The organism is Mycobacterium sp. E796 (genome assembly GCF_001672815.1).
GTDB lineage: Bacteria > Actinomycetota > Actinomycetes > Mycobacteriales > Mycobacteriaceae > Mycobacterium.
Genome location: NZ_LZKK01000162.1, coordinates 42024 through 52568 on the forward strand (window position 1 = coordinate 42024; position 10545 = coordinate 52568).

Annotated in this window: 11 protein-coding genes and 2 pseudogenes; 7 read left to right on the plus strand and 6 right to left on the minus strand. The window is 68.2% G+C overall.

Annotation, left to right across the window (positions count from 1 at the left end; genetic code table 11):
- The first annotated feature begins 27 nt into the window (after positions 1-27).
- Positions 28-618: a CGNR zinc finger domain-containing protein gene (locus tag A5706_RS11810; RefSeq protein WP_231985211.1), complete on the plus strand. Its 591-nt coding sequence runs from the start codon at positions 28-30 to the stop codon at positions 616-618.
- Between the two features lie 16 nt (positions 619-634).
- On the opposite strand, the gene A5706_RS33585 is transcribed toward A5706_RS11810, so the two are convergent.
- From A5706_RS33585 to A5706_RS11830, 5 genes are all read right to left on the minus strand, one after another.
- On the minus strand, positions 635-799 hold the full coding sequence (locus A5706_RS33585) for a hypothetical protein (protein ID WP_197517811.1): 165 nt from the start codon (positions 797-799) through the stop codon (positions 635-637).
- A gap of 150 nt (positions 800-949) precedes the next feature.
- The gene (locus tag A5706_RS11815; RefSeq protein ID WP_068130554.1) at positions 950-1795 is read right to left on the minus strand and encodes an SDR family oxidoreductase; all 846 of its coding nucleotides are present in this window, start codon (positions 1793-1795) and stop codon (positions 950-952) included.
- Complete coding sequence (locus A5706_RS11820) at positions 1796-2560, minus strand: DUF2127 domain-containing protein (RefSeq protein WP_068130556.1); 765 nt, start codon at positions 2558-2560, stop codon at positions 1796-1798.
- A 55-nt stretch (positions 2561-2615) separates the two neighbouring features.
- Positions 2616-4022 (minus strand): MmgE/PrpD family protein, encoded by a 1407-nt coding sequence (locus tag A5706_RS11825; protein WP_068130560.1) that lies wholly within the window; start codon positions 4020-4022, stop codon positions 2616-2618.
- A gap of 92 nt (positions 4023-4114) precedes the next feature.
- Entirely contained in the window at positions 4115-5071 is a 957-nt protein-coding gene (locus tag A5706_RS11830) for a LysR family transcriptional regulator (protein WP_068130562.1), read from the minus strand.
- Between the two features lie 131 nt (positions 5072-5202).
- Between A5706_RS11830 and A5706_RS11835 the strand changes: the two genes are divergently transcribed.
- Positions 5203-5772, plus strand: coding sequence for a carboxymuconolactone decarboxylase family protein (locus A5706_RS11835; RefSeq protein ID WP_068130564.1), 570 nt, complete (start codon positions 5203-5205; stop codon positions 5770-5772).
- 80 nt (positions 5773-5852) lie between these two features.
- Here the strand turns inward: A5706_RS11835 and A5706_RS11840 are convergent, their stop codons facing one another.
- Positions 5853-6713, minus strand: coding sequence for an IclR family transcriptional regulator (locus A5706_RS11840; RefSeq protein WP_068130566.1), 861 nt, complete (start codon positions 6711-6713; stop codon positions 5853-5855).
- Between the two features lie 136 nt (positions 6714-6849).
- Between A5706_RS11840 and A5706_RS35230 the strand changes: the two are divergent.
- The 5 genes and pseudogenes from A5706_RS35230 to A5706_RS11860 form a co-directional block, all read left to right on the plus strand.
- A pseudogene (locus A5706_RS35230) lies at positions 6850-6954 on the plus strand (zinc-binding dehydrogenase); the annotation flags it as partial.
- 53 nt (positions 6955-7007) lie between these two features.
- Positions 7008-7421: a nuclear transport factor 2 family protein gene (locus A5706_RS11845; protein WP_068130568.1), complete on the plus strand. Its 414-nt coding sequence runs from the start codon at positions 7008-7010 to the stop codon at positions 7419-7421.
- The gene (locus A5706_RS11850; protein ID WP_068130571.1) at positions 7422-8264 is read left to right on the plus strand and encodes an SDR family NAD(P)-dependent oxidoreductase; all 843 of its coding nucleotides are present in this window, start codon (positions 7422-7424) and stop codon (positions 8262-8264) included. It abuts the gene before it with no gap.
- Positions 8265-8617: 353 nt separating this feature from the next.
- Positions 8618-9928, plus strand: a complete 1311-nt coding sequence (locus tag A5706_RS11855) for a sodium:proton exchanger (RefSeq protein WP_068130594.1) — start codon at positions 8618-8620, stop codon at positions 9926-9928.
- A 52-nt stretch (positions 9929-9980) separates the two neighbouring features.
- Positions 9981-10367, plus strand: a pseudogene (locus A5706_RS11860) (SDR family NAD(P)-dependent oxidoreductase); the annotation flags it as partial.
- Positions 10368-10545 lie beyond the last annotated feature (178 nt).

Below are 10545 nucleotides of genomic sequence, written 5' to 3' on the forward strand. Positions count from 1 at the left end.
AGCGACATAGGCAAGTATTTTTTGAGTATGTCTACTGAATGGCGTGCATCACAGCGCTACCAGCTCACTCCGGCGCCCGGGGGCCTGGGCCTGGTCCAGGACTTCCTCAACACGGTGGGGATCGGAGAATACGGCCCGGACCTGCTTGCCGACGCGGCCGTTGCGGGCGACTGGGCGGCCGGCGCCGTCCGGACATGGGCGACCGCGCGCGGGCTGGCCGTGCAGCCGCCGCCGCTCGGCGACTCGGACGTGGCGAAGCTTCGCGCCCTGCGCGACACGATCGCGCGGCTGGTCGCGGGGGAGCCGCTAACCGGACGCGCGACGGGCGCGGCCTCGGCCTCGTTGACGCTGTCGGAGACCGGCGAGGTACGGCTCGAGCCCGCCGGAACCGGCTGGCGATGGCTGGCGTCGGCCCTGTGGGGAGAGATTCTGCTCAGCCAGCGCGACGACACGTGGCGGCGGCTCAAGCAATGCCACAGCCCCGGCTGCGCGTCGACGTTTTACGACCGCTCGAAGAACAACAGCGGGGTGTGGCACGACGTGAAGACGTGTGGAAACGCCGCGAATTTGCGGGCTTCGCGGGCGCGCCGACGCGAACGGGATCGCGCGGGCAGCTAGTTCAGCGCGCCGGCCCTCAGCAGCGCTCGACCCCCTTCGGCATGATCCGCGCGGGTGAACCCCCTTGGCGCGGCCTGCTTCTCAGCACCGCCTGTAGGGCGTCGCACGCCCGCGCCTTGATCGGGGTGACTACGTCGATGCTGGTCGGGCCCTGACTCATCCAGTGCTGCAGTGTTGGCACAGTTGCCGTCCTCGTCCCTTGTCCATTCGGCCAGTTCGCCGACTCATTGAATTGCACCCCAGTGGTTTTACGGGCGCGCCGCGCCGCGGTAAACGTCGCGAAAAGCGGTGTTGTGGCGTAAGGCACATTTGCGGTGACGCAACGGGCTCGTCACATGCTGGTCCTGAACCGCCGCAGATAACCGAACAGCCGGCGCGCCGGCAGGGCCTTGGGCCAGTCGTCGGCGCGGAAGTACGCGTCGGTCCCGCCGTCAACGAAAACGATGCTGCCGCAAAGGAAGTCGGCCGAATCGGATAGCATGAAACGCATCCAGTCGGCCAACTGCCCGGCGTCTCCGAAACCGCCGACCGGTACCGGGAACGATCGGACCGCTTTGGCCTGCCTGGGGTCCGCCAGCTGCTCTTGCAGCATCGGCGTCATGATGGCGCCCGGCGCCAGGGCATTCAGGCGCACCCCCGAGCCGGCCCACTCCGGCCGCACCGCGTGGCGTCGGACCCAACGTGCCACCGCGATCTTCGAGGCCGCATACATCATCGTGGGCGCGGCCGGCCCGAACGGCCGCACGGATCGCACCGCCCGGTCGGCATCGTGCGCGAGCAACGCCCGCACCGTTCGGCCCGGCACCGCGGGCACTGTCGTCGTGGAGTTACTGGAGACGACGACGACCTTGGCGCGGTCGGCCGAGGCCAGCGTGGGGCGCAATGCAACGAGCAGTTCCACCACGCCGAGGTAGTTGACCTGGGCGATGAGGCGGGCCCGATCCCGGCCGCGGCTCGGGCCCAGGCCGGCGGCCAGCACGGCGCCCTCGAGCTGGCCGCCGCAGGCCGCCAGGATCCCGTCGGCGGCCGCCTCACGGCCGTGCGGCGTCGACAAGTCGGCGACCACCTCGGCGTCCTTCACGTCGACTCCGATCACGGTGTGCCCGTCGGCCCGGAGCCGCTGCGCGGCCTCCCGGCCCATCCCGGACGCCGATCCGGTGATCGCGTAGGTGCCCATTCAGGTCGCGGTGGCGGCGCGCTCGACGTCGAGCAGCTGCTCGCCGCGGCGCTCCTCGTCGTAGGCTTTGCGACCGCCCCGCAGTCCGAACAGCCGCTTCGATACCAGCAGATAGATCACGGCGGCCACGTTGATCGTGAAGGTGACCAGGCGGGTCATCGTGATGCCCTTGGCGAGGTCATGGATTTCCAGGGGCAGGAAGACCGAGGTGGCTACCACCGCGAAGTACTCGCCCCAGCGCTTCAGCAACCAGAGGCCGACGCCCTCGATGACCTCGATCAGCGCGTAGCCGACCAGCATCAACGTCAGGAGCGCCAAGGTGGACGGCTTGGCGGCCAGCGCCTTTTCCAGCTCGTGCACGATCGTCATCTGATCGACTTTGAACCCGGCCGCGCGGAAGATCGGCAGGTCACGGTCCAGGGTGGCCTGGATGGCCCCGCGCGCGCCGCGGAATTTCCAGACGGCATACGCGGCCAGCGCGATCACCACGGCCCGAAACAGCCGTTCGACCGCGAGCGCGCGGATGATGATGGCCTGGCGTAACGCCTTGCCGCGCAGGATCATCGGGGCGTCGTCGGCGTGGCCGCGGCCGTGTGGTTCGCCGACGGTGAATTCACCGCAGCGCAGGCAACGCCAGACTTCGCCTAGTCCGGTGGTGCCGCTGAGCCGCTCAGCCAGCCCCTTCTCGTCCGGCGCGTACGTCACGTGCCCTGCAAGCGCGCAGGTGACCAGTTCCCACCGGTTGATGCCGCGATCTTTGCGCATGGCCGATCATTGAACGCCCGCAGCGAACCACGCAAGGGGACGCGCGCAGGGAGCGTCAGAAGCGCGCCCTGCTGCGGCGACGTCGGGCGCTCGGGCTGACCGCACCGAGGAGGGCGGCGAGCTCGCCGACGGCGATCTCGTCCAGGCGATCGACGGCGGCGACGATGTCGTCGCGCAGCGCCTCGTCGCAAAACGGCTCGGCGAGCCAACCGAACTTGTCGACGACACGCTCCCAGGACATCGGCCGGGTGGGCGATCCCTCGTAATCGCTCTGTTCGCGGCTGAATTCCCGCCCGTCGCGCGTGAGCACGTGCACGCGGGCCGCGGTGCGTTGCGGGTAGTCCGCGGTCAGGTCGGGCGCGGGCTTGACGTCGACCCGGGCCAGCAGGTCCTGAACGTCGCCGCGCAACAGGCGTTCCGACTCGATCTGTCCGGGACCGACGCCCCCGTCGAGCAGCGCAACCGCGCTCAGGTATTTCAGGTTGTAGTCGGCCTGCTCCTTGGTCAGCGGGTGGTCCTTGGCGCCGTACGCTCCCCCGCCGGCGAAGTCGTAGGCGCCCTGGAAGACCTCGAGCCTCACCCGCGCGACGTCCTCGCCGCACAGGTCGTTATCGCCGCGGATCGCCAAGACCGCGTCAATGATGGCCTGGCCGTGGATAAGTGAGCAGTACTGCTTCAAGTAGGTCTGCTCGACGCAGGCAAGTGCGCGGTCGGCGGTGTGGAAGTCAATCGGCTGATCGAAGAGCTGCACCAGGCCGTGCGGGCCTTCGAACAGCGATTTGGGCCCGGTGACGCCACGGGCGGCCAACATCGTCGTGTACACCGCGCGCATGCCCGTGATCGCGGGCGAGATGCCCTTCCAGTTCGAGACCGGTTCGGCGTGCACGGCCGCGAGTGACACGTTGTCGGCGGTGGCGGCGGCAATCGCGTTCGCGGTTTGCTCGGCGTCGAGCCCCAACAGTTTGGCCGATCCCGCCGCGACCGACATCGCCAGTTGCAGTGCGTGATTGAGCCCGCGCGCCATCACGGGAACCTGGGCGCTGAACCGGCATTGGATCTCGTAGGCGACCGCGAGCGCCAGCAGGAAATCCGCCCCGGTGGCGTTGACGTGCTCGGCCACCGCCAGGATCGCACCGAAGTTGTCGGCCGGATGGCACAGTCCGCCCACCGTCAGATAGGTGTCGAGCAGATCCGGGTAGCGCACCAGGACCGCGTTGAAGAACGCCGCCTGATCGACCGAGGCCCGGCCGCCACCGACGAGCGTCGCGGTAGGAACGCCGCTGAACTGGTCGGTGTGTTCGCGGATCGTGGTGATCAGCTCACCGTCCAGCGAGCCGACGGCGCAGGCGACGCTGTCCAGCACGTTGCGTTTCAGCAAGGCCCGGGGTGACCCGCTCAGGTCCTCTTGTTGGGCGCCGACGACGAAGGCGGCGAGCTCGTCGACAACGTAGTTATGTGCCATGGGGTTTCGTCCTCCCGTCGTTGACTCCACTGAAGCGCCGCAACGACACGGAAGTCCAGGACCGATCTCCTACCAGTGCTCGACGGGAGTTCCTACCGCAGTTCGGCGCCCGCGGCGAGGGCGTCGCGGTGCGGGTCGTCGGCTGGAGCCCACCACCGGTCGGCGGGCGGGGTGAGCCAACCGCGCCCGCGCGCGGTCGTCAGCAGCGCGTCCACCAGCCCACGCACACCGGCCCGATCATCGTCTTGGCGGTGCACTAACGACCACGTCCACAGGGGTGTCGGCGCGGTGACGGGCCGCTGGCCCAGGCTGGGTGGAATGACCGCGGTGTGTCGCTTCGGTGAAGCGAGCACGGGGGCGCCGATCCTGCGGACATGGGCATAGAAGGCGTCGCCGGTGACGCCGCCGTCGTCAATCCTGACAATCCGCGCACCAGTGTGGGCCGCGAATTCCTCGGCGAACCGATTCCAGGACGACCATGCCGACTCGTCGGCGTCGAGGAGGACCTTGACCCGTTGCGCGGCAATCGGTTCCGGTGAGCCGACGCCGGGAACCACGGCCTGCAGGGGTTCGGCCCGCAGCAGGTGGGCCGTCAGCCCGCGCTGCTTGAGCTGCTCGGCGGTCACCCACGCCAGCGCGATATCGAGCGTGCCCTCCGCCACACGGTCGGCCTGCGCGTGCGACGGCAGCACCCACTCATCGACTCGCAGCGCCACCTCAGGCCCGAACAAGCTGGTGATGTCGTCGGGCAGCCAGCTGACGTAACCGAGCCGCACCGGCGTGCTTTCGGCCGCCGCCAGCTGCAGTCGACGCTTGGCGTCGTCGGCCAGGGACAATATCCTCCGCGCGTCCGGCAGCAGGGTGCGTCCGGCTTCCGTCAGCCGCACGCTGCGCCGGTCTCGCGCGAACAGTTCGGCGCCCAACTCGCGCTCGAGGGCGATGATCTGTTGCGAGAGAGCCGGTCCCGAGATGTGTTTCCGCCTGGCGGCCCGACCGAAGTGCAGTTCCTCGGCAACCGCCACGAAGTAGCCCAGCTGCCGTAGTTCCATGAGACGAGCTTAAGTGGCTCTACCTGCGGTAGGAAGCGTGACTTAGCACTGGTCGAAAGCCCGTCGTGGACGCGTCGGCGTTCGGGGGATTGGCTGGGTTAAAACAACCGCGATCACGTGAGGAGGGGCCGGTGCGACTTCCGCTGTTGCCACCGACCGGTTTGACCGCCGCACAGCAGGCCCTGTACGCCGACATGCGCGCCGTAATCGACAGCGGCTTCGGCGAACTCATTGCATACCGCGGCGACGGCGCGCTGGTCGGGCCGTTCAACGGTTGGCTGCATTTTCCCCAATTCGGCTCGCCGGCTTGGGCTCTCAATAGATCGCTCTGGGAGCATGCCCTGCTACCCGGCAGCGTCCATCAACTGGTCATCCTGGTCACCGCCGCGAAGTTCGGGGCGCGGTACGAGATCTACGGGCATGAGTACTTCGCACGCCGCGCGGGCCTGTCCGACGACAAGATCGCCACCATCGCCGCCGGTGAGCGCCCCGCCGACCTGACCGGAGACGAACGTGCCGCGTACGACATGGCGGCCGCGCTCAACCGCGGCGGTGTGCTGCCCGAGACTACCTATCGACGTGCCGTCGCGCGGTTCGGCGAGCAAGGGGCCGCCGAGATCGTGTTTCTGGTGGGCTGCTTCTCCATGGTTGCCGTGACGCTCAACGCATTCGACGCGGGAGTTCCCGGCCGCGAGGCATAGCGCCCATCAGACCGGATGCCGACGAGGGCTGCTGTGCCGCAGGTGTTTTGGCGATGACCCTCCATAAGCGGACGGCTAACTCAGCCGGCGCGATCCACCGCGTGCTGTTGCGATTGAGTGATCGCCGCCGTCTCGGCCGTCAGCTTTTCACCGATGTGCCGGATCTGCCTCGCACTGAGCGGGCACAACGGATGCACGGCCAACATCAGGGCGGCTTGCCGACGATGGTCGAAAACCGGTGCGGCGATGGTGACCACGGGTTGCTTGCGGCGACCGGGGTTGTCATCGGAGAGGAAGCCGATGGTGGTGAACTCGACCAGCAGCTGGTCCAGGATGTGCCGCACGGGAGTCGGCATCTCGTGCTGATCCAGCGTCCCGACCGCCTGGACGGCCTGCGCCAGCGCGGGCGTCGTCCAGTCGACGTCGAAGCCCCGCTCCCGCGTGTGCTCCAGGACGCGTTCGAGGCGCTGAACGCGATCGATGTTGTCACCTGCGCCGCGACGGATCCATGCCCGTTGCTCCTCCTCGCCGTCCCACGCCGCGAGGGCGACGCCGAACGGCGGGGCGTAGGGAATCCGATCGCCCGGGATGCCCGCGGGCTGCGTCGCGGGGTCGCCCTCGAAGGCGGTCACCACCAACGAGTCACCGAATCGCTCGACCACAGAACCGGCGTAGCCGACTTCGCGGGAGAGTCGCAGCGCCGCGGAACGGGCGGCGTGCGCCAGGGGACGCGCGGTGTCGGTCCGCGCCGCCACCACGGCCAGCGCGGGGCCCAGGGAAAACGTCTTCGTGACGGGGTCACGGCTGACCCAGCCCCGGTCGCACAGCGTCTTGAGGATCGCGTGGGCCGTCGCCTGGGTGAGATTTAACTCGCGCACGACATCGGAGAAGCGCAGCGGCGCATCCGGGGACCGGGCCAGGAACTCGACCACGTCGAGCACGCGGGCGGTCGGCGCCGACGGCGATCCGCGAATGTCTTGACTCCTTTACGCCGGGGTTCATATGGTTACACCGATCATTCGAAACTCTATATCGATTATTCGAGAAAATAAACGCGAGGCTGATGCGTTGCGCGCCGTGGTGTTGAGGGACGGCCGGCTGCAGGTACGCGAAACGGCGGACCCGGCACCGGGGCAGGGCGAGTTGTTGCTGCGCACACTGAGTACCGCGATCTGCGCGGCCCGCAAGTCTGCCGGCCCACCACGCATCGTGGTTCACCCGGATGGAGACATCCGATGACCGAAAACGGCGACCGGCAGGAGATTTCGGATCTGCTCGTTCGTTACGCGACGGGCATCGACCGACGCGACTGGCCGCTGTTTCGAACGGTGTTCACCGAGGACTGCCAACTCGACTACGGCGAGATCGGCGCATGGAACGGCGTCGACGCCGTCACGGACTTCATGGAGAAGACGCACGCCTTGGCGGGGCACACGCTGCACCGGTTGACCAACCAGGTCATCACTATCGACGGCGACAAGGCCACGGCGCGTACCTATGTCGATGCGCTGATCATGTTCGCCGACAACCAATCCGGCGCCAACGGCATCGGCTTTTACGACGACGACATCGTCCGCACCGCCGACGGATGGCGCATCGCGCGGCGACGGTTCACCGTGGTGCGGGTGGCTACAGTGGGGAGCCCTTAGGTGACATTCGCAACCAAGTACGGGCCGTGGGCGCTGGTCGCCGGGGCGTCCGACGGTCTGGGCGCCGCGTTCGCCGCGGGGATCGCTGAGCGCGGCGTCAACGTCGTGCTGCTGGCCCGCCGCCAATCGGCATTGGATCACGTTGCTGCGGAGATCAATTCCAAGTCATCGGTCGAAACACGCACCCTCGCGATCGACCTCGCGGGGCCGAGCGCGGCGTCGGCGATCGCGGCGGCCACCAGCGATCTGGAGATCGGCTTCCTCGTGTACTGCGCCGGTGCCGACCCGAATTACGAACCGTTCCTTGCCAATCCGATCGAGGCCGCCGAGGCGATGGTGCAACGCAACTGCACGGTGCCGATGCAGTTGTGTCACCACTTCGCTCCCGCCATGGTCGAGCGGGGCAGCGGCGGCATCGTCATCTTCGGGTCCGGCGCCGGGCTGGCCGGCGGGCCGAACATGGTGGCCTACGGCGCGTCCAAGGCGTTCGACATGGTCTTCGCCGAGGCGTTGTGGGCCGAGCTGCACGACAAAGGCGTCGACGTGGTGGGCCTGATCCTCGGCAAGACCGACACGCCCGCGCTGCGCCGGCTCGAGCACAGCCGCGGCCAGATCAGCTCGCCCGACGAGACCCCACCGGGCGCCGTCGCCGTGGACGACGTGATCGCGGAGGCGTTCGACAACCTCGCGAACGGCCCAACCCGGTTCGTCGGCGACGTCATGCGCGCCGCCGAGCAGCTGATGAGTTCACTGACGCGCAAGCAGGCCGTCGAACTCTTCGCCCAGGCCGCGGCCGCGGCGATGGGCCCGCCGGGAACCGTGGACTCCAGCAACGCGTCGTAGTGGATGTTGATGTTCCACGGTTGTCCGGCGGAATGCACTTCCCCGGAGTTAATCGAGCTATCTGTGCACCGTCGACACATCCGTGGCCCGAGACGCGCCCACCCGCGGCGTGGGCAAGTCAAAACGGCACCACAACGCCCGAAAGGTTTGCCAAAGTTTCAGATCAGCCGGCCCGAACTTTCCGACTCGAACCGCGTGGCCAGCGAAGACGGAATGCGCTGTACGGCTGCTTTGCCGATCCGGTCGCGTTGCTGGTCCATCGTTTCGCGGGTACGTTTGGGAGCAGTTCACCGGGGCACGCGAGCCAAGCACCCACCACTGATCGGCACCCCTCTTCGAGCTGAAGGATGACGATGCCGGCCACAGACTCACCCGCTGCCACGGTCGCGGCGGCATCGCGGGCGCGGCGGTTCACCCTGACCCGTTCGGCGCTGATCACCGGGATCTTCATCGCCCCGGCGGTGGTCGTCCGAATCATCGGCCTGCACCTGGACCCCGTAGCCGCGCTGCTGATCTACGGGTCCGCGGTGGTCGCCGCCAGCTTCCTGCTCGCGTGGGCCGCCGAGACCGCGCAGATCGACGTCTCCGGCGGCCTGGCGATCGCGGTGCTGGCGCTGGTGGCGGTGCTGCCCGAATACGCCGTCGACCTCTACTACGCCTACGTGTCCGGCCACGATCCGGATTACACCCAGTACGCCGCCGCCAACATGACCGGGTCCAACCGGCTCCTGATGGGGCTGGGCTGGCCGGTCGTGGTGCTGGTCAGCATCGTCGTGGCGCGAAAGGCGGCCGCGGGCAAATCCGCACGCAAGTCCGCCGCGGTGGCGCTGGAGCCCGCCAATCGCGTCGAACTCGGCTTCCTGCTGATCGCCGGCATCGCCGCATTCGTCATGCCCGCGACGCGGCAGATCCACCTGTCCCTGGGGCTGGTGCTGCTGGCCTGGTTCGGCTTTTACCTCTACAAGATCGGCCACGGCGACGTGGAGGAGCCCGATCTCATCGGTACCGCGGCCGCGCTCGGGGAGCTGCCCGATCGCGTTCGGCGCGTCGCCGTCATCGGTCTGTTCGTCACGTCGGGCGCCGTGATCCTGCTGTGCGCCAAGCCGTTCGCCGACAACCTCGTCGCGGCCGGCACCGAGCTCGGCATCGACCGGTTCCTGCTGGTGCAGTGGCTCGCGCCGCTGGCCTCGGAGGCGCCCGAGTTCATCATCGCGGTCATCTTCGCCTCCCGCGGCAAGGGCACTGCGGCGATCGCCACGCTCATCTCCTCCAAGGTCAACCAGTGGACGCTGCTGATCGGATCGTTGCCGGTGGCCCACCTGCTCGGCGGCGGCGGCCCCTCGCTGGCGCTCGACTCCCGCCAGGTCGAGGAAGTGCTGCTGACGGCCACCCAGACGCTGATGGGGGTGGCGTTGATATTGGGGCTGCGTTTCGGGCGGCTCGCGGCGTGCGCGCTGCTGGTGTTGTTCTTCGTCCAGTTCCCGTTGGTCTCGACACAGGAGCGGTTGCTGCTCTGCGGTGTCTATACCGCGGTGGCGGTCGTCGGGCTGATCATCAACCGCAGCCACCTGATCGACACGTTCCGGGCGCCATTCGTCGGCCGGGCGATCCGCCACACCGGCCACCCCCATCACCAGGTGGACGGCCCCACAATCCCGGGCTAACGCGCGCCAACCCGGCCCGCGCCGCCAAGACGCTGTGCAATACGGTCCACCTATGAATCGAGTGTCGGTAATCACGGGCGGCGCCGGCGGCATGGGTCTGGCCACGGCCAAGATCATTGGCCGCGACCACGCGGTGGTCCTCTGCGACGTGCGGCAGGACCGCCTGAATGCCGCGGCCGCGACCCTGAAAGACCTCGGGATCACTCCCACGGCCGTCGACTGCGACGTCACCGATCGGGGTGCGGTCGGTGCGCTGCTCGACACCGCAACCAAGCTCGGGACGCTCGCCTCGGTCATCCACGCCGCCGGGGTCAGTCCGAGCATGGGCGCCGCCGACTACGTCATGCGGACCAACGCGGTCGGCACGGTCAACGTCAACGAGGCGTTTTACCAGATCGCCGGTGAGGGCGCGATGTCGCAGGCCGCCAGCATGGCGCCCATGAAGGCCTCGGGGTCTTCTGAGGCCAGCGGAAATTGGTGTGCCGGAACGATTTCCGCGGGGAGCATGTAGGCCGACATGGACGCCACGTTGACGATCACCGCGCCCTCACCGGCGATCTGGTAAAACGCCTCGTTGACGTTGACCGTGCCGACCGCGTTGGTCCGCATGACGTAGT